At 61.6% G+C, this 19,841-nt stretch carries 17 protein-coding genes; all 17 read right to left on the reverse strand.

Annotation, left to right across the window (positions count from 1 at the left end):
• Positions 1–77 precede the first annotated feature (77 nt).
• The 17 genes from hisH to ACXJKE_RS06505 all read right to left on the reverse strand — a co-directional run bounded on the left by hisH (position 78) and on the right by ACXJKE_RS06505 (position 19,666).
• Positions 78–767, reverse strand: coding sequence for an imidazole glycerol phosphate synthase subunit HisH (gene hisH, locus ACXJKE_RS06425; protein ID WP_457279709.1), 690 nt, complete (start codon positions 765–767; stop codon positions 78–80).
• 124 nt (positions 768–891) lie between these two features.
• On the reverse strand, positions 892–1,500 hold the full coding sequence (gene hisB / locus ACXJKE_RS06430) for an imidazoleglycerol-phosphate dehydratase HisB (protein WP_457279710.1): 609 nt from the start codon (positions 1,498–1,500) through the stop codon (positions 892–894).
• On the reverse strand, positions 1,497–2,690 hold the full coding sequence (gene hisC, locus ACXJKE_RS06435; protein WP_457279711.1) for a histidinol-phosphate transaminase: 1,194 nt from the start codon (positions 2,688–2,690) through the stop codon (positions 1,497–1,499). The genes hisB and hisC overlap by 4 nt, the downstream gene beginning before the upstream one ends.
• Positions 2,687–4,057: a histidinol dehydrogenase gene (hisD, locus tag ACXJKE_RS06440; protein WP_457279712.1), complete on the reverse strand. Its 1,371-nt coding sequence runs from the start codon at positions 4,055–4,057 to the stop codon at positions 2,687–2,689. Before hisD ends, hisC begins: the two co-directional genes overlap by 4 nt.
• A gap of 4 nt (positions 4,058–4,061) precedes the next feature.
• Positions 4,062–4,715, reverse strand: coding sequence for an ATP phosphoribosyltransferase (hisG, locus tag ACXJKE_RS06445; protein ID WP_457279713.1), 654 nt, complete (start codon positions 4,713–4,715; stop codon positions 4,062–4,064).
• Positions 4,712–5,986: a UDP-N-acetylglucosamine 1-carboxyvinyltransferase gene (murA, locus tag ACXJKE_RS06450; protein WP_457279714.1), complete on the reverse strand. Its 1,275-nt coding sequence runs from the start codon at positions 5,984–5,986 to the stop codon at positions 4,712–4,714. The genes hisG and murA overlap by 4 nt, the downstream gene beginning before the upstream one ends.
• Before the next feature lie 4 nt (positions 5,987–5,990).
• A complete protein-coding gene (locus tag ACXJKE_RS06455; protein WP_457279715.1) occupies positions 5,991–6,236 on the reverse strand; it encodes a BolA family protein in 246 nt (81 codons plus the stop codon).
• A gap of 219 nt (positions 6,237–6,455) precedes the next feature.
• Entirely contained in the window at positions 6,456–7,211 is a 756-nt protein-coding gene (locus ACXJKE_RS06460) for an ABC transporter permease (RefSeq protein ID WP_457279716.1), read from the reverse strand.
• Between the two features lie 109 nt (positions 7,212–7,320).
• A complete protein-coding gene (locus ACXJKE_RS06465; RefSeq protein ID WP_457279717.1) occupies positions 7,321–8,280 on the reverse strand; it encodes an ABC transporter ATP-binding protein in 960 nt (319 codons plus the stop codon).
• Positions 8,281–8,366: 86 nt separating this feature from the next.
• Positions 8,367–8,636, reverse strand: coding sequence for an STAS domain-containing protein (locus ACXJKE_RS06470; RefSeq protein ID WP_457279718.1), 270 nt, complete (start codon positions 8,634–8,636; stop codon positions 8,367–8,369).
• Between the two features lie 14 nt (positions 8,637–8,650).
• Positions 8,651–9,292: an MlaC/ttg2D family ABC transporter substrate-binding protein gene (locus tag ACXJKE_RS06475; RefSeq protein ID WP_457279719.1), complete on the reverse strand. Its 642-nt coding sequence runs from the start codon at positions 9,290–9,292 to the stop codon at positions 8,651–8,653.
• Between the two features lie 193 nt (positions 9,293–9,485).
• Complete coding sequence (locus ACXJKE_RS06480; RefSeq protein ID WP_457279720.1) at positions 9,486–10,262, reverse strand: MlaA family lipoprotein; 777 nt, start codon at positions 10,260–10,262, stop codon at positions 9,486–9,488.
• Positions 10,259–10,765, reverse strand: coding sequence for an outer membrane lipid asymmetry maintenance protein MlaD (mlaD, locus tag ACXJKE_RS06485; RefSeq protein WP_457279721.1), 507 nt, complete (start codon positions 10,763–10,765; stop codon positions 10,259–10,261). The genes ACXJKE_RS06480 and mlaD overlap by 4 nt, the downstream gene beginning before the upstream one ends.
• Positions 10,766–10,896: 131 nt before the next feature.
• Positions 10,897–11,691: a lipid asymmetry maintenance ABC transporter permease subunit MlaE gene (gene mlaE / locus ACXJKE_RS06490; RefSeq protein WP_457279722.1), complete on the reverse strand. Its 795-nt coding sequence runs from the start codon at positions 11,689–11,691 to the stop codon at positions 10,897–10,899.
• Positions 11,688–12,533: an ABC transporter ATP-binding protein gene (locus ACXJKE_RS06495; protein ID WP_457279723.1), complete on the reverse strand. Its 846-nt coding sequence runs from the start codon at positions 12,531–12,533 to the stop codon at positions 11,688–11,690. The genes mlaE and ACXJKE_RS06495 overlap by 4 nt, the downstream gene beginning before the upstream one ends.
• Before the next feature lie 806 nt (positions 12,534–13,339).
• Positions 13,340–14,806, reverse strand: a complete 1,467-nt coding sequence (locus ACXJKE_RS06500) for a glutamate synthase subunit beta (protein WP_457279724.1) — start codon at positions 14,804–14,806, stop codon at positions 13,340–13,342.
• A gap of 114 nt (positions 14,807–14,920) precedes the next feature.
• A complete protein-coding gene (locus ACXJKE_RS06505) occupies positions 14,921–19,666 on the reverse strand; it encodes a glutamate synthase-related protein (RefSeq protein WP_457279725.1) in 4,746 nt (1,581 codons plus the stop codon).
• Positions 19,667–19,841: the final 175 nt, after the last annotated feature.

The raw sequence follows: 19,841 nt of genomic DNA on the forward strand, positions 1-19,841 counted from the left end.
AAAACGGTAAAGGACAAAACGGACGCTCAGGGTAACAAAAAGCCGGACGCCCCGGTACCGGGTCTGACCCAAGGTATTCAGGGATTCCAGTGCAGGAAATTGCGGTACAGGGCCAGCCCGTGGTCGGCACTCTTTTCGGGGTGGAACTGGGTGGCAAAAATATTATCGCGTGCAATCGCCGCCGTAAAGCGCGCGCCGTAGTCGGCCTCCCCCGCGATGTGGCGTGCATCCGACGGCCGGGCATAAAAGCTGTGTACAAAATAAAAGTACGCGCCGTCGGGAACTCCAGCCCAGACCGGGTGGGCCCTGGCCGTGCCCGCACCATTTTGGTAAACCTGGTTCCAGCCCATCTGCGGCACCTTGTAACGGCTGCCGTCGGGCTGGATTTTGCCGGCCAGCTCGAATTTGGTGACCTCCCCAGGGATTAATCCGAGGCCGGTGGTACCCACGCCGCCGTCGCCGGGCTGGCCTTCGTCGCTGTGGCTCAGCAGCATCTGCATGCCAACACAAACACCGAACAGCGGCTTGTTGGCCGCAGCGTGCAGCACCGACTCCAGCATGCCGGAATCTGCGAGCTCGCGCATGCAGTCGGCAATGGCGCCCTGGCCAGGCAGCACGATGCGTTCGGCCGACATCACATCTTCGGCCCGGGAGGTGACCAGCACGTCAAAGCCGCTGCCGCCCGCCACATGGCGAACAGCCTGTGACACGGAGTGCAGGTTGCCCATGCCGTAGTCGACCACGGCGACTGTTTTGGGTTTTGCCATTGAAAGTCGAAAGGTAGTTTGCTACGAATTTAATAGCTGCTTGCGCCCGTCACCATTGGTCTGGAGGCAAAAACAGGCATTAAAACAAGGATTGGACGTGTTCCCGGCGTTGAGTGCGAAGGGGTTACAGCGAACCCTTGGTCGATGGAATCACGCCTGCGGCGCGCGGATCGATCTCCAGCGCCATGCGCAGCGCGCGGGCAAATGCCTTGAACACGGTTTCGGCCTGGTGGTGGGCGTTCTCGCCCTTGAGGTTGTCGATGTGCAAGGTCACAAAGGCGTGGTTCACAAAGCCCTGGAAGAATTCGTAGGCGAGCTGGCTGTCGAAGGTGCCGATCATGCCGCTCTTGAAAGGAACATGCATCTCGAGGCCCGGACGGCCCGAAAAATCGACCACCACGCGCGACAGCGCCTCGTCGAGCGGCACATAGGCGTGGCCGTAGCGGCGCAGGCCTTTTTTGTCTCCCACAGCCTTGGCCACGGCCTGGCCCAGCGTGATGCCCACGTCTTCCACCGTGTGGTGGCCGTCAATGTGCAAATCGCCCTTGGCCTGGATGTCGAGGTCGATCAGGCCGTGGCGGGCGATCTGGTCCAGCATGTGGTCGAAAAAGCCTATGCCCGTGGAAAGGCTGGCTTTACCGGTGCCGTCCAGGTTGAGCTTGACGATGATCTGGGTTTCGGCGGTGTTGCGTGAAACCTCGGCAATGCGGGGAGCGTGGGTAGGGGTGGTCATAGGGATTTTTCAAGCGCCGCCAGCATTTGCACGTTCTCGTCCGCGGTGCCGACCGTCAGGCGCAAACAATTGGCCAGCAATGGGTGCATTTTAGAAACGTTTTTGACCAGGACCTTGCGCGATTTCATGCCTTCAAAGGTTTTGGCCGCATCAGGCACCCGCACCAGGATCATGTTGGCGTCGCTTTTCCAGGCTTTGACGCCCCTGGCCGCCATGCCGGCCAGGGCCTGCAGCAACACAGCACGTTGAGCCACCAGCTCCGCGGCCTGGGCGGCGAATTCACCCTGGTGCTCCAGCGCGAACAGCGCGCATTCGTAGTTGAGCACACTGATGTTGTAGGGCGGGCGCACCTTGTCGATCTCGGCAATCAGCGCTTTCGGGCCCATCATGTAGCCGATGCGCACGCCGGCCAGGCCGAACTTGCTCAGGGTGCGCATCAGCAGCACATGGCTGTGCCTGGCGATGCGGTCGATGTAGCTTTTGCTGGAAAACGGCTGGTAGGCCTCGTCCATCACGACCAGGCCACCTTGTTCGCCCACGGCTTCGATGATCTTTTCAATCACCGTGTCGTCCCACAGGTTGGCCGTCGGGTTGTTCGGGTAGGCCAGGTAAATGATGGACGGCTGGTGTTCGGCAATAGCGGCCAGCATGGCGGCTTGGTCGAGCTCAAAGTCGGCCGTCAGCGGCACGCCGATGAATTTGAGACCCTGCAGCTGCGCGCTCATGGCGTACATCACAAAGCCCGGCAATGGCGCCAATATGGAGCCCCCTTCCACATCGCAGGCCATGGCCAGCAGCGAGATCAACTCGTCCGAACCGTTGCCCAGCATGATGTCGAAGCCCTCGGGCATCTGCGCATAGTCGGCCAGGGCCTTGCGCAGATCATTCACGCGGCCATCCGGATAGCGGTTCAATGCCAGCGCACCCAGACGCTGGCCCAGATGGGCCTGCAGCGATGCCGGCAGGCGGTGCGGGTTCTCCATGGCATCAAGCTTGACCATGCCGGCCGAGTCCTGGATGGCGTAGGCATGCATGGACTGCACGTCCTGGCGAAAGATGTGGGCCCCCACGCTTGTCGCTTCGCGTACTACGCTGCCCCCCGAGGGGGCGCTGCGCCTGCGGCCCGGCAAAGCCGGTTCCGCGGCCCCGGCTGGTGAGGAGAGGTCTGACTTGTCGCTTGCTGCGTTCATTTTTTCATTCTCATCTCGGCGGCGCGGGCATGCGCCTGCAAGCCTTCGCCATAGGCGAGTTCTGCGGCGATCTTGCCGAGGACTTGCGCACCGGCTTCGCTGACTTCGATCAGGCTGGAGCGCTTCTGGAAGTCGTAGACACCCAGTGGCGAACTGAAGCGCGCCGTGCCGCTGGTGGGCAGCACGTGGTTGGGGCCGGCGCAGTAGTCGCCCAGCGATTCGCTGGTGTAGGCGCCCAGGAAGATCGCGCCGGCGTGTTTGAGCAGAGGCTCCCACTTGTGCGGGTCGTGGCTGGAGACTTCGAGGTGTTCGGGGGCAATGCGATTGCTGATCTCGCAGGCCTCTTCCATGCTGCGGGTGTGGATCAGCGCGCCGCGGCCGGTGAGGGACTTGGCGATGATCTCGGCGCGCGGCATTTCGGGCAGCAGCCGGTCAATCGCAGCCTGCACGGCATCGATATAGGCGGCGTCGGGGCACAGCAGGATGCTTTGGGCCAGCTCATCATGCTCGGCCTGGCTGAACAAGTCCATGGCCACCCAGTCGGCGGGCGTGCTGCCATCGGCCAGCACCAGAATTTCAGACGGGCCGGCAATCATGTCGATGCCCACCGTGCCGAAAACGCGCTTTTTGGCACTGGCCACGTAAGCATTGCCGGGGCCGGTGATCTTGTCGACCTTGGGCACGGTTTGCGTGCCGTAGGCCAGCGCGGCCACGGCCTGCGCGCCGCCGATGGTGAAGGCGCGGGTGACCCCGGCCACATAGGCGGCGGCCAGCACGAGCTCATTGCGCTCGCCTTTGCTCGACGCCGCCTGGTCGCCTGAGCCGCCCGTGGCTACGCTGCCGCGCACAGGCGTTGGCACCACCATAATGATCTCTTGCACACCAGCCACGTGGGCGGGGATGGCGTTCATGAGCAAGCTGGAAGGGTAGGCAGCCTTGCCGCCCGGAACGTAAATGCCCACCCGGTCCAGCGGCGTGACCTTCTGGCCCAGCAGCGTGCCGTCTTCGTCGCGATAACTCCAGCTCTCTCCCGATGCCTTCTTCTGTGCCTCGTGGTACTTGCGCACCCGGGCGGCTGCGGCCTGCAGGGCCTCGCGCTGGGCAGCGGGAATGGCATCAAATGCGGCCTTGAAATCCGCCTGCGTCAGTTCCAGCCCAGCCATCGACGCAGCTGACAGGCCATCAAAGCGCGCCGTGTATTCCAGCACCGCCGCATCGCCGCGCTGCTGCACATCGGCCAGGATGTCGGCCACGCGTTGCTCAATGGCCGCATCGGTGTCGGCAGACCAATGCAGGCGCGCCTTGAATTCAGCCTCAAAATCAGCTGAAACCGTTGACAGACGAGCGGGAGCAGCTATTAATTTCATAGCATCAAGATTTAAGGGAAGGTGCAGAGGTGGCGGCAGAAAAAGCGTTTATCAGCTTGCGGATGGGCTCTTGCTTGAGCTTGAGCGCAGTCTGGTTCACAACGAGGTGCGAGCTGATGTCCATGATGCGTTCGACCTCGACCAGGTGGTTGGCCTTGAGCGTGCTGCCGGTGGAGACGAGGTCGACGATGGCGTCGGCCAGGCCTGTGAGCGGCGCCAACTCCATGCTGCCGTAGAGCTTGATCAGGTCGACGTGCACGCCCTTGGTGGCGAAAAACTCGCGGGCAATCGCCACGTACTTGGTGGCCACTTTCAGGCGCGAGCCCTGGCGCACGGCGGCGGCGTAGTCAAAGCCCTCGCGCACGGCCACACTGATGCGGCATTTGGCGATTTGCAAATCGAGCGGCTGGTACAGGCCCTGGCTGCCGGATTCGATCAGCGTGTCTTTGCCGACCACGCCGAGATCGGCACCGCCGTACTGTACATAGGTGGGCACGTCGGTGGCGCGCACCAGCACCACACGCAGGCCGGGCTGGTTGGTGTCCAGGATCAGCTTGCGGGATTTTTCCGGGTCGTCCAGCACCTCGATGCCGGCGCTTTTAAGCAGCGGCAGGATGTCGTCGAAGATGCGGCCCTTGGATAAAGCAAGCGTGATCATGCTTTGACTCGCTCTATGTCGGCACCGATTCCGCGCAGCTTGGCTTCCATCTGGTCGTAGCCGCGATCCAGATGGTAAATACGGTCCACCATGGTTTCACCTTCGGCCACCAGACCGGCAATCACCAGGCTGGCGGAGGCGCGCAAATCAGTGGCCATCACGGTGGCACCCGACAGCTTTTCAACGCCCTCCATGACCGCGACCTTGCCTTCGATCTGAATCTTCGCGCCCAGGCGCACCATCTCGTTGACGTGCATGAAGCGGTTTTCAAAAATCGTCTCGGTCACCGTACTGCTGCCCTGTGCGATGGCGTTCAGCGCCATGAACTGCGCCTGCATGTCGGTCGGGAAGCCGGGGTATTCAGTCGTGCGGAAGGATTGCGCCTTCATTCGGCCGCTGGCCTGGATGCGGATAAAGCCTTCGCCCGCCGTTACCACGGCGCCGGCTTCGCGCAGCTTGTCGATCACCGCGTCGAGGTGGTCGGCTCGGCCATGCTTCAAAACCACGTCACCACCGGCAGCGGCCACCGCGCACAAAAAGGTGCCGGTTTCAATGCGATCGGCCACCACCTGGTGGGTGCAGCCATGCAGGCGCTCGACACCCTGAATGCGGATGCGGCGCGTGCCGTGGCCTTCAATCTTTGCGCCCATCTTGATGAGCATTTCAGCCAGGTCGCCAATCTCGGGCTCCTGCGCGGCGTTCTCCAGGATGGTTTCGCCTTCTGCCAGGCTGGCCGCCATCAGGAAGTTTTCAGTGCCGGTGACCGTCACCATGTCGGTGGTAATGCTGGTGCCCTTGAGTCGCTTCTGACCAGCCGGCAGCTTGGCGATCATGTAGCCGTGCTCCACGGCAATTTCAGCGCCCATGGCCTGCATACCCTTGATGTGCTGGTCGACCGGCCGCGAACCAATGGCGCAGCCGCCGGGCAGCGACACGGTCGCCTCGCCAAAGCGCGCCAGCAGCGGGCCGAGGGCCAGCACGGAAGCGCGCATGGTTTTGACGAGCTCATAAGGGGCTTCGGGTGAGCTCAGGCCGCCAGCATTGAGCACCACGGTGCTGGGCACGTCCTGGCTGCGTTCGGCCTGCACACCCATGTTGCGCACCAGCTTGAGCATGGTGGCCACATCCTGCAGGCGCGGCACATTCTGCAGCGTCACCGTGTCGGCTGTCAGCAGGGCTGCACACAGTTCCGGGAGCGCGGCATTCTTGGCACCGGAAATTTCGACCGTGCCGGCGAGTGATTTGCCGCCCCTGATGAGTAATTTGTCCATGTTCTTATTGCGTGTTGTTGTTGGCCCATTCGGTGGGCGTATACGTTTTCATCGACAGCGCATGCACTTCGTCGGTCTGCATGCGGCCACCCAGCGTGGCGTACACCTTCTGGTGGCGCTGGATCAAGCGCAGGCCCTCAAAGGCGCTGGAGATGATTGTCGCGTACCAATGGCGGCCGTCGCCCGACAGTTCGATATGTTCGCACGGCAGGCCTGCGGTGATGATGGATTGAAGTTCTTCGCTGGTCATAAGTTTTCTATTGAGGCATGAGACGAGTGTCTTCGCAAGCAGGGGCCGCGGAACTGGCTTTGCCAGGCCGCAGGCGCAGCGCCCCCGAGGGGCTGGAGCCCGCGGCTCCAAGCCTGCCTGCGCAGGCTTGGACGGGCGACAGAGGCGAAGCGTCTCGCGAGCCGCGGCCTGCAAGGCCTCGGGAGCGACACGAAGTGCGCGAACGTGGGGGCCATATCTCTAGTGTCTGATTTTGTAGCCTGTGCGCAGCATGTTGACCGCGACACCACTTACGACCAGCAGCGCGGTGGTCACGATACCCAGGCTCAGCCAGGGCGAAACATCGCTGACGCCGAAAAATCCGTAACGGAACCCGTCAATCATGTAGAAAAACGGATTCAGGTGGCTGACCTTTTGCCAGAAAGGCGGCAGCGAGTGAATCGAATAAAACACGCCGCTCAGGAAGGTCATGGGCATGATGACGAAATTCTGGAAGGCCGCCATCTGGTCGAACTTTTCAGACCACAGCCCGGCGATGACGCCCAGCGCGCCCAGCATGGCAGCGCCCAGTACCGCAAACAGCACAATCCACAGCGGCGCCACAAAGGCGGGTTGGCCGAAAAATACGGTGACGGCAAACACGCCGGTACCCACCAGCAGGCCACGCGCGACGGACGAGCCGACGTACGCAAAAAACCAGTGCCAATGCGACAGCGGCGTGAGCAGCACAAACACCAGGCTGCCCATGATCTTGCTCTGGATCAGCGAGGAAGAGCTGTTGGCAAATGCGTTCTGCAACACGCTCATCATCACGAGTCCGGGCACCAGGAAGGCGGTGTAGCTGACCTGGTCGTAAACCTTGACCTGGTCCTGCAGCACGTGGCCAAAGATCAGCATGTAGAGCACGGCGGTCAACACCGGGGCTCCGACCGTCTGGAAACCCACTTTCCAGAAGCGCAGGGTTTCCTTGTAGAGCAGTGTTTGCCAGCCAGTCATTCAAAAGCCCCCACGCTTGTCGCTTCGCGTACTACGCTGCCCCCCGAGGGGGCTGTGCTTGCTTGGGGCGGCCCGGCGCGGCGCACGGCCCTTCCCCGGATGAACGCGATCATGTTGCCACTCCCATTAAATTCAGTTCGGTGGCTTCTCCGGCCGGCTTTTTGTTCATTACGTCCAGGAACACATCTTCCAGGTCGGCCTTGCGGATTTCAACGTCTTCCGCGACCAGCCCCGCCTCACGGATGGCCGCGAGGTATTGTTCGATTTCATTGGCGTTGTGCGCCGGGAACTGCACGATGCGCCCGGTGATACGGGCCTGCGCGGCCAGGTGCACCGGCAATTCGCTGTCGATCTTGAAGCGCAACACGTTCGACGAAGCTGCCTTGAGCAGCTCGGAAGTCTGAGCCAGCGCCACCACCCGCCCCTGCTTGAGCATGGCGATGCGGCTGCACAAAGCCTCGGCTTCTTCGAGGTAGTGCGTGGTGAGCAGCACCGTGCTGCCCTGCTTGTTGAGTTTGGCGATGAACTGCCACAGCGTCTGGCGCAGTTCCACATCAACGCCGGCGGTGGGTTCGTCGAGCACGATGACCTGCGGCTTGTGCACCAGCGCCTGCGCCACCAGCACGCGGCGTTTCATGCCGCCGGAGAGCTGGCGCATGTTGGCATTGGCTTTGTCGGCCAGCCCCAGGCTGACCAGCAGTTCGTCGATCCAGTCGTCGTTGCGTTTGATGCCGAAATAGCCGGACTGGATGCGCAGCGCCTCGCGCACGGAGAAAAAGGGGTCGAACACCAGTTCCTGGGGTACGACGCCGAGCTTTCGCCTTGCATTGGCATAGTCGGTGAGCACGTCGCTGCCATGCACCAGGACCCGGCCGCTGCTGGCACGCGAAAGGCCGGCGAGTATGCTGATGAGAGAGGTTTTGCCGGCGCCGTTGGGACCGAGCAGCCCAAAAAACTCACCCTGCCGGATGTCAAAACTGACGTCGTCAAGCGCCCGGACAATGGGACCTGTTTGGCTTCGCGCAGAGGAATAGGTTTTGGAGACGGACTGAAATGAGATCGCTGGCATTAGCCCATCATTTTAAGGGCTGGCGCCGTTTTATCCCGGCGGGTACCTGAATGCCCTGGGGGCGGCCGGTGCCGCAGCGGTACGGCTCAGGCCGTGGCAGGCACCAGCTCCGCCACGCCATAAAGGCCTGCCAGCTGGCGCAAGCGGACAGGCAAGCCGGTGACCGTGAACCCCTTGCCGGCGGCCAGCGCCTCACGGCGGCATTCAAGCAGGACGGCCAGAGCGGAAGAATCAAACTCGGTGAGTGCGCTCGCATCCACCACCACCCCGCCCGGCTGCGACAACACGGCCTGCTTCAGGCCGTGAGAAAAACCGGCAGCCACCGCATGGGTCAAGGCGGAAGGGAGTGTCAGCATGGCGCAGTTGCCGCTCAGGATTTCTTGGCGCCTGCGCCGGTATTGGACTGGTTGCGCTGAACCAGAGACGCGATCAGGCCATCAACGCCCTTGGCGCTGATTTCCTGGGCGAACTGGGTGCGGTAGGTTTCCACCAGCCAGACGCCCAACACATTGAGGTCATAGATCTTCCAGCCCGTGGCGGTTTTTTCCATGCGGTAGTCCAGCTGGATTGGGTCGCCCCGGCCCAGAACTTCGGTGCGGACGACGACTTCAGTGTCTTCCGGAGCCGCGCGCAGCGGCTTGACATTGACACTCTGGTCGCTGACCTGTGCCAGCGCGCCGGAATAGGTGCGGATCAGCAGGACCTTGAACTCGTCCTGAAGCTTCTTTTGCTGCTCAGGCGTGGCCTGGCGCCAGTTGCGGCCGACGGCAGAGGCCGTCATGCGCGTGAAGTTCACATTGGGCATGATCTTGCTGTCGACGAGCGCGAGCACCCGGGTGAGGTCACCGGCTTTTACAGCCTTGTCCGTCTTGATGTTGTCCAGCACATCGGCCGAAACGCGCTTGATCAGGGCATCGGGTGCCTCATCGGCTGCGCGAACGAACGGTGCGGACCCCATCAGGGCCAGGCTGAGGGCGGCGGTAAATAAATGGCCAAGTGTTCTACGTTTCATGATTTTCCTTCTATGACGAAGCATGCGGTTGCGGAAATTGCTGTACCTCTACGGATACGTCACTGTTGCAACCGATGGTTCGATGGTTATTCTGCGGGATGGTTTCCGGGCTGTGAATGAAGTTTTACGGCGGTCTTGTAAATATTGTTTGCAATCAACAGCCTTTTGACCCCTGTTCACACCCGGCAGGACGCTATTTGGCGGCGGAGGCTGGTGCCGCTGGGGCGGCCGATGTGCCTTCCGGCAAATCGTAACGTTCCTCTTTTTCCACCGAAGTCCCGCCTATCAGGCTACGGCGGCGCTGCAGGTAGATTTCGCGGGTGAAGCTGTATTTGTCGAGTGCGGCCTGGTCCAGGACATCACCGGCCCCGAGCACGTTGGCCCTGGCATTCACCAAGCGCAAAGTCGTCAGGGAATTGCGGGCACGGACATTGTCGATCCGGCTTACCAGGTCGCCCTGGTAATCAACCAGCGAACCTACCGAATCACGCGCGGAAGAAGGGCCCAGCAAAGGCAGCACGAGGTAGGGGCCCGAGCCCACACCCCAAACGCCGAGCGTCTGGCCAAAATCTTCCGAGTGCTTGGGAATCTTCAGATCGCTGGCAACGTCAAAAATGCCGCCCACGCCCCAGATGGTATTGGTCGTGACGCGGAAAAAACTTTCGACAGAAGCCTGGCCTTTACCCTGGAGCAGGTTGTTGACGGTGGACCACACGTCGGAAATGTTGCCGAAGAAATTGGTGACACCGGTGCGCACAGGCGCAGGCGTGATATCCCGGTACGCGGTTGCCACGGGTTTGACGACGGCGCGGTCCACACCATCATTGAAATTGAACATGGTCCGGTTGAACGGCTCCAGCGGATCGGACGGGCTCGCATTGGGACCGGTAGCACACCCCTGGAGAAGTGCCAGTGCAAGCACTGCCGCAGCCCAGCCGGCCGGTTTTTTCATCGTGATTTCTGCTGTCATTTTTTTTCTGGCGTCCCTGATGGCGGCGCAGACCCTGATCCGGAACTGCTGTCTGCCGCCTTGCTATATAAAAACTGGCTGATCAGATTCTCAAGCACCACGGCAGACTGCGTGTTTTTGACCACGTCCCCTGCGGCAAGATTTTTCTCGTCCCCACCGGCCTCCACGCCGATGTACTGCTCGCCCAGCAATCCGCTGGTCAAAATCTTCAGCGAGCTGTCTTTCGGGAATACGTAACGGCTTTCCATGGCCAGATTGACGCTGGCCTGGTAGGACTTGTCGTCGAAAGTGATATTTTCAACCCGGCCCACTACCACGCCAGCGCTTTTGACCGCGGCTCGCGGCTTGAGGCCACCAATGTTGTCGAATTTCGCCGTCACCTTGTAGGAGGTATCGAAATTCAGGCTGAGCAGATTCGCGGACTTGAGCGCCAGAAACAGGATGGCGGCGCCGCCAATCAACACGAACAAACCCACCCACAGATCATTTTTGGAACGTTGCATCGTTTTCTTTCAGTGGCCTGGTCCGGCGTCTTCGCCATTCCGGGCTGTTTTGTCCTTGCGGGGTTCACCCAAGGCAAACACTGGGAAGCAGGATTTTCTCATGGGGGAATTAAAAATGTATGAAGACGGTTTTAAAGGCTGAACATCGAGGCGGTCAGCAGGAAATCCAGCCCCAGCACGGCCAGCGATGCAACCACCACGGTCCGCGTGGTCGCGCGCGACACGCCCTCAGGCGTCGGCTGGGCCTCGAAACCCTGGTGCAAGGCCACAAAAGTGACGGTGACGCCAAACACAAAACTCTTGATGATGCCGTTACCTACGTCGCGCCAGACATCGACACCGGACTGCATCTGGCTCCAGAAGGAGCCCGCATCAATACCGATCATGACCACGCCCACCAGCCAGCCACCCATGATGCCCACGGCGCTGAACACGGCAGCCAGCAGGGGCATGGCGATGATGCCGCCCCAGAAACGGGGCGCCAGGATGCGCCGCACCGGGTCCACCGCCATCATTTCCATGGCTGAGAGCTGTTCGCCGGCTTTCATCAGGCCGATTTCGGCCGTCAACGCCGTGCCGGCGCGGCCAGCAAACAGCAAAGCAGTGACCACAGGCCCGAGTTCGCGAACGAGGCTGAGCGCCACCAGCAAGCCCAGCGCTTCTGCCGAGCCATAGCGCTGCAGCGTGTAGTAGCCCTGCAGGCCCAGCACAAAACCGACAAACAGGCCCGACACGGCAATGATGGCCAGCGAGTAGTTGCCCAAAAAGAAAATCTGGTCGCGCACCAGGCCAAAGCGGGCCAGGGCGGGGCCGGTGAGGGCCACCAGCCGGGACATCAACCGCGCGGCGTAGCCCAGCTCGGCCAGCTGGCTGCGCACGGAAAAACCGAGGCCGGAAATCAGGGCGACAGGGCTATAGCGGCTCATGCGCGCTTCCCTGATTTGGCCGCCGGGTTGCCGAAATCGGCATCCACAGTGGGGCCCGGATAGTGGAATTTCACGGGGCCTTCGCTTTCCGCATTGACGAACTGGTGCACCAGCGGATCGGTGGAGCGACGCACCTCGTCAGGTGTGCCCTGCGCCGCAATGCCGCCATTGGCCAGGATGATGACCTTGTCGGCAATGCGGAAGGTTTCTTCCAGATCATGCGACACCACCACGCTGGTAATGCCCAGCGTATCGTTGAGCTGGCGTATGAGCTGCGCGGCGGTACCGAGCGAGATCGGATCGAGCCCGGAGAACGGTTCGTCGTACATGATGAGTTCCGGGTCCAGCACAATGGCCCGCGCCAGCGCGACCCGCCGGGCCATGCCGCCCGAAATTTCGCTGGGCAGCAGGTCCCGCGCGCCGCGCAGGCCCACCGCATTGAGTTTCATCAGCACGATATCGCGGATCAGGGCCTCACCCAATTCGGTGTGCTCGCGCAAGGGAAACGCCACATTGTCGAAAACACTCAGGTCGGTGAACAACGCACCGAACTGGAACAGCATGCCCATGCGGCGTCGCGCGGCGTAGAGTTCCGCCTGGGCCAGCTTGCCAACGTCCTTGCCGTCGAACAGCACAGCGCCGCTGACAGCCTTTTGCTGCCCGCCGATGAGGCGCAGGACGGTGGTTTTGCCGCCTCCTGAAGCGCCCATCAGCGCGGTAACCTTGCCGCGAGGCACGGACAGCGTGACCTTGTCCAGGATGACGCGATCACCGGCGGAGCCGGGATACGAAAACGTCACATCCTTGAACTCAACCAATGATGAAGCGGAAATATCGGGCATTGAAGGAGAAAAGACAGGCCAGCAGGTGTGTTGGCTTGGGTAAGTAATACCGAATGATACGGGGTTTGCCCTTATACAGTCCCTGAACGGAAACCAAAAACCTTGGGCTGTGCGGCCTAAAGCAGCGCGGGTAGCCCAAAAAGGCTGCCGCTTTATCGGGCAGATAGTGGCCGCAAGCCGCGACTATCCAGCGCAAGCAGCTATTTTTTTGATAGCGTCCGGGTTTTTCGGTGTTATTTCCCAACCAGGCAGATGTGCGCAAAGCGCAACGGACCGTCACGCCAATTGGGTGATTTCTGGAGGTTTGGCACCATTTCACGCAATTCGGGCACCAGCTTGGGCCTCTCAATCGCCCCTTTTTGGCGATTTATAAACGCCGGGCGCTGCACTTAGCGACGCAGGCCGCTGAAGCCCATCAGGAACTCGTCGACCGCGCGCGCGGCCTGGCGGGGCCTACGCACCCCAAGCACGAGCTTGGGGTTTATTTAACCGCCCCTTGGGGCGATTTGCGAAGGCCGGGCGCGGCGATTAACGCGGCAAGTCGCTAAAGCCCATCAGGAACTCGTCCACCGCACGCGCGGCCTGGCGGCCTACGCGCACCCCAAGCGCGAGCTTGGGGTTTATTTAACCGCCCCTTGGGGCGATTTGCGAAGGCAGGGTGCGACGCTTAGCGGGGTAAGTCGCTAAAGCCCATCAGGAACTCGTCGACCGCGCGCGCGGCCTGACGGCCTACGCGCACCCCAAGCGCGAGCTTGGGGTTTACTTAACCGCCCCTTGGGGCGATTTGCGAAGGCCGGGTGCGGCGATTAACGCGGCAAGTCGCTAAAGCCCATCAGGAACTCGTCGACCGCGCGCGCGGCCTGACGGCCTTCGCGAATCGCCCATACCACCAGGCTCTGGCCACGGCGGATGTCGCCGGCGGCAAACACCTTGGGCACATTCGTGGCATAGCCGCCGGTGAAGTCTGTATGGGCCTTGGCATTGCCACGGTTGTCTTTTTCGATGCCGAACGCATCCAGAACCGACGCCACCGGCGAGATAAAGCCCATGGCCAGCAGCACCAGGTCGGCCTTGAGGGTTTGCTCGGAGCCTGGCACTTCCACCATCTTGCCGTCTTTCCACTCGACACGAACGGTCTTCAGGCCCGTGACTTTGCCTTTTTCGCCGATCAGTTCCTTGGTGGAGATGGCGAACTCGCGCTCGCAGCCTTCTTCGTGGCTGGAAGATGTACGCAGCTTGATCGGCCAGTAAGGCCAGGTCATGGGGCGGTTTTCTTCCTCGGGCGGCTGGGGCATCAGTTCAAACTGGGTGACGCTGACCGCGCCGTGGCGGTTGCTGGTGCCCACGCAGTCGGAACCGGTGTCGCCGCCGCCAATCACGATGACGTGCTTGCCGTCGGCGCGCAGCTGGCCTTTGACCTTGTCACCGGCGTTGATCTTGTTTTGCTGGGGCAAAAATTCCATCGCGAAATGAACGCCGTCGAGGTCGCGGCCGGGCACGGGCAGGTCGCGCGACTGCTCGGCGCCGCCCGTGAGGATCACGGCATCGAAGTCTTTTTGCAACTGCTCGGGGGTGATGCTTTCTTTGGCCCAGTTGGTGACTTTGGAGTCCTTGGGCAGGCTGCCCACCATCACGCCGGTGCGGAAGTTCACGCCTTCGGCCTTCATTTGCTCGACGCGGCGATCGATATGGACCTTTTCCATCTTGAAGTCAGGGATACCGTAGCGCAGCAGGCCACCGATACGGTCGTTCTTCTCAAACAGCGTCACCTCATGGCCGGCGCGCGCCAACTGCTGCGCGGCGGCCATGCCGGCGGGACCGGAGCCGACCACGGCAACCTTCTTGCCGGTCTTGTGCTTGGGCATCACAGGCTTGACCCAGCCTTCGGACCAGGCGCGGTCGATGATGGCGTGCTCGATGGACTTGATGCCGACGGCGTCGTCATTCACGTTCAGCGTGCAGGCGGCTTCGCAGGGTGCCGGGCAGATGCGACCAGTGAACTCGGGGAAGTTGTTGGTGCTGTGCAGCGTGTCGATGGCGTTTTTCCAGTCGGCGCGAAACACCATGTCGTTGAAGTCTGGAATGATGTTGTTGACGGGGCAGCCGCTGTTGCAAAACGGCGTGCCGCAGTCCATACAGCGCGCGGCCTGCTTGTTGGCCTGCGCGTCGTCCAGCCCGATGACAAATTCCTTGTAGTTCTTCAGGCGCTCCGGCACGGGCTTGTAGCCCTCTTCGATGCGCTCGTATTCCATGAAGCCGGTGATTTTTCCCATGATGCGTCCTGTGCAATTCTTTTAAGCGTTTTATGCCGCCAGCCCTTTAAGAATGAGCGCAAGCAGCTATAAATTTAATAGCAAACGTAAGGTGGCGTGAGAGCTTCAGCAGCCTTACTTGGCCGCCACCGCTTCCTGGTTGGTGGCGACCTGGACCCGTGTGGTTTCGGTCGCGGCTTCCAGGCGGCGTTCCTTGCGCTCAATCAGCGCCTTCTTGTATTCGTTCGGGAAGACCTTCACAAACTTCAGGCGTGACTCGCTCCAGTTGTCGAGCAACTCGCGCGCGCGCTTGCTGCCGGTCCAGCGGTTGTGGTCTTGCAAGAGGCGCTTGAGCAATTCCTCATCGCTTTGTTCGGCATGCCAGTCGGCCTTGTCATGGGTGTGCTGCTCGGCCGTGGTGACGATGCGGTCCATCGACACCATGGAAGTGTTGCAACGCGTGGCGAACAAACCATCTTCGTCATACACATAAGCCACGCCGCCGCTCATGCCGGCGGCGAAGTTGCGGCCGGTCTTGCCCAGCACCGCGACGGTGCCGCCCGTCATGTATTCGCAACCGTGGTCACCCGTGCCTTCAACAACCGCCGTGGCGCCCGAGAGCCGCACGGCAAAACGTTCACCGGCCACGCCGCTGAAGAAGGCTTCGCCGGTGGTCGCGCCGTACAGCACGGTGTTGCCGACGATGGTGTTCTTCACCGCGTCGCCGCGGAAGTCGATACTCGGGCGCACGACGATACGGCCGCCCGACAGGCCCTTGCCGGTGTAGTCGTTGGCGTCACCGATCAGGTACATGGTGATGCCTTTGGCCAGGAAGGCGCCGAAAGATTGGCCGCCCGTGCCTTCGAGCTGGATGCGCAGCGTGTCGTCGGGCAGGCCTTGCGGATGGTGGCGTGTCAGCTCGCCCGACAGCATGGCGCCGACGGTGCGGTTGACGTTGCGCGCCACCTCGATGAACTGGACTTTTTCGCCCTTTTCAATCGCAGCTTTGGACTTTTCGATCAGACGCACGTCCAGCGCTTTTTCGAGCGCGTGGTCTTGCTCCATGACGTGCATACGCGGCACGTCGGCCGGCACGTTGGGCTGGTAGAACAGGCGGGCGAAATCAAGGCCACTGGCCTTCCAGTGCTCGATGCCTTTTTGCGTGTCGAGCAGGTCGGCGCGGCCGATCAGGTCGTCAAACTTGCGCACGCCGAGCTGCGCCATCAGCTGCCGCGCCTCTTCGGCGACAAAGAAGAAGTAATTGACCACATGCTCGGGCTTGCCGCTGAATTTCTGGCGCAGCACCGGGTCTTGTGTGGCCACGCCAACAGGGCAGGTGTTGAGGTGGCACTTGCGCATCATGATGCAGCCCTCAACCACCAGCGGTGCGGTGGCAAAACCGAACTCATCGGCGCCCAACAGCGCGCCGATGATGACGTCGCGGCCGGTTTTCATCTGGCCGTCGGCCTGCACACGGATGCGGCCGCGCAGGCGGTTGAGCACCAGGGTCTGCTGCGTTTCGGCCAGGCCAATTTCCCAGGGCGAGCCGGCATGCTTGATGGACGACCAGGGCGAAGCACCCGTGCCGCCGTCGTGGCCGGCAATCACCACGTGGTCGGACTTGGCCTTGGCCACGCCCGCTGCAATGGTTCCTACGCCGACCTCACTCACCAGCTTGACGCTGATGCTGGCGCGCGGGTTCACGTTCTTCAAATCGTGGATCAGCTGGGCCAGGTCTTCGATCGAGTAGATGTCGTGGTGCGGCGGTGGCGAGATCAAACCGACACCCGGCACCGAGTAACGCAGCGAACCGATGTATTCGCTGACTTTTCCGCCGGGCAGCTGGCCACCTTCGCCGGGCTTGGCGCCCTGCGCCATCTTGATCTGGATCTGGTCGGCCGACACCAGGTATTCGGCCGTGACGCCAAATCGGCCGGACGCCACCTGCTTGATGCGCGAGCGCAGCGAGTCGCCGTCTTGCAGCGGCAAATCTACCTCAACCTGCTTAGGGCCGATCACGCTTTTCAGCGTCTCGCCCTTCTTGATCGGGATGCCTTTGAGCTCTTGCCGGTAACGGTTCGGGTCTTCACCGCCCTCGCCCGTGTTGCTCTTGCCGCCGATGCGGTTCATGGCCACAGCCAGCGTGGCATGGGCTTCGGTGCTGATGGAGCCCAGCGACATGGCGCCGGTGGCAAAGCGCTTGACGATCTCTTTGGCCGGCTCGACTTCATCAATCGGGATGGCTTTGGAAGGGTCAATCTTGAACTCGAACAGGCCGCGCAGCGTCATATGACGGCGGTTCTGGTCGTTGATCAGCTGGGCGTATTCCTTGTAGGTGTTCCAGTTGTTGGAACGCGTGGAATGCTGCAGCTTGGCAATCGCGTCGGGCGTCCACATGTGGTCTTCGCCACGCACGCGCCAGGCGTATTCGCCGCCGGCGTCCAGCATGTTGGCCAGCACCGGGTCGTCGCTGAAGGCGGCGCGATGCATGCGCAGCGCTTCTTCGGCGATCTCGAACACGCCCATGCCTTCGACCTGGCTGGCCGTGCCGGTGAAGAACTTGGCCACGGTGTCACGGTTCAGGCCGATGGCCTCGAACAGTTGCGCGCCGCAGTAGCTCATGTAGGTCGACACGCCCATCTTGGACATGATCTTGGACAGGCCCTTGCCGATGGCCTTGGTGTAGTTGTAGACGGCCTTGTCGGTGCTGAGGTCGCCCGGCAGTCCTTTGGACAGCTCGGCCAGCGTTTCCATGGCGAGGTAGGGGTGCACGGCTTCGGCGCCGTAGCCGGCCAGCACGGCAAAGTGGTGCACTTCGCGGGCGGAGCCGGTTTCGACCACCAGGCCGGCCGTGGTGCGCAGGCCTTCTTTCACCAGGTGCTGGTGAATGGCGGAAAGAGCCAGCAAGGCCGGAATGGCAACCTGCGTGGCGCTGATGCCGCGGTCGCTGATGATCAGGATGTTCTTGCCGTCCTTGATCGCGTCGACCGCCTCGGCGCACAGCGAAGCCAGCTTGGCCTCGACACCTTCATGGCCCCAGGCCAGCGGATAGGTGATGTCCAGGGTGTAGCTCTTGAACTTGCCCTGGGTGTGCGACTCGATATCGCGCAGCTTTTGCATGTCGGCCACGTTGAGCACGGGCTGGCTGACTTCCAGCCGCATCGGCGGGTTGACCTGGTTGATGTCCAGCAGGTTGGGCTTGGGGCCGATGAAGGACACCAGCGACATCACGATGGCTTCGCGGATCGGGTCGATGGGCGGGTTGGTCACCTGTGCGAACAACTGCTTGAAGTAGTTGTAGAGCGGCTTGTTCTTGTTGGACAGCACGGCCAGCGGGCTGTCGTTGCCCATGGAACCGGTGGCTTCTTCGCCGTTGGCGGCCATCGGGGACATCAGGAATTTGATGTCTTCCTGCGTGTAGCCAAAGGCCTGCTGGCGATCAAGCAGGGCAAGGTTCGAAGCCGCGGGCACAGTGACCGGAGAGGTCTTGGCGGCCTTGCCGGCCACGTCGTCCAGCTTGATGCGCAGATTTTCAATCCACTGCTTGTAGGGCTTGCTGTGGGCCAGCGTGGCCTTGATTTCCTCGTCGTCGACCATGCGGCCCTGTTCGAGGTCGATCAGGAACATCTTGCCGGGCTGAAGGCGCCATTTGCGCACGATCTTGTGCTCGGGAATCGGCAGCACGCCGGATTCGGAGGCCATGATGACCAGGTCGTCGTCGGTCACGCAATAGCGCGAAGGACGAAGGCCGTTGCGGTCCAGCGTGGCGCCGATCTGGCGGCCGTCGGTGAAGACGATGGAGGCCGGGCCGTCCCAGGGCTCGAGCATGGCGGCGTGGTATTCATAGAAGGCCTTGCGGCGCTCGTCCATGGTGGTGTGTTGCTCCCAGGGCTCGGGGATCATCATCATCACGGCCTGGCTGATGGGATAGCCGGCCATGGTCAGCAACTCGAGGCAGTTGTCGAAGGTCGCGGTGTCGGACTGGCTGGCAAAGCTGATCGGATAGAGCTTTTGCAGGTCGGCGCCGAGCACTGGCGAGGACATCACGCCTTCACGCGCCTTCATCCAGTTGTAGTTGCCCTTGACGGTGTTGATCTCGCCGTTGTGGGCCACATAGCGGTAGGGATGGGCCAGTGGCCACTCGGGGAAGGTGTTGGTGGAAAAGCGCTGATGCACCAGGCCAAGTGCCGAGACGCAGCGTGGGTCGGTCAGGTCGCGGTAGTAGGTGCCCACTTGATCGGCCAGCAGCAGGCCTTTGTAGACCACCGTGCGGCTGGACATGCTGGGCACGTAATATTCTTTGCTGTGCGTCAGGCGCAGGTTCTGGATGGCGGCGCTGGCGGTTTTGCGGATCACGTACAGCTTGCGCTCCAGCGCGTCCTGCACGATCACATCGTTGCCGCGACCGATGAAGATCTGGCGCAGGATGGGCTCTTTTTCGCGCACGGTGGGCGACATGGGCATGTCGCGGTTGACCGGCACGTCGCGCCAGCCCAGCAGCACCTGGCCCTCAGCCTTGACGGCGCGCTCCAGCGCCTGCTCGCACGCCAGGCGGGATGCGTGCTCTTTGGGCAGAAACACCATGCCGACGCCGTACTCACCGGGCGGCGGCAGCTGCACGCCCTGGCTGGCCATTTCTTCGCGATACAGCGCGTCGGGCAGCTGAATCAAAATGCCGGCGCCGTCACCCATCAATTTGTCAGCGCCCACTGCACCCCGATGGTCGAGATTTTCGAGGATTTTCAGGCCTTGCTGGACGATGGCGTGGCTTTTGTGCCCTTTGATGTGCGCCACGAAGCCGACGCCGCAGGCGTCATGTTCGTTTGCACCGGAGTACAAACCGTTTTCTTCAAAATGTTTGATTTCAGCAGCCGTGGTCATGGCAATTCCTCGTCAGTTGGGGATGACGGCGGTGCCGCGCGGCCTTAGAAAAGGCATGGCAACGCTTCCATCCGCAAGGTTCATAATTTTTCGCAGGGAATGGGAGCATATTGCATTGCAACAACAATGCCAAGTGGTTTAAATGGGGTCAGATTCCAATTAAATGTCGATTAAT

The organism is Polaromonas sp. P5_D5, from assembly GCF_054049435.1.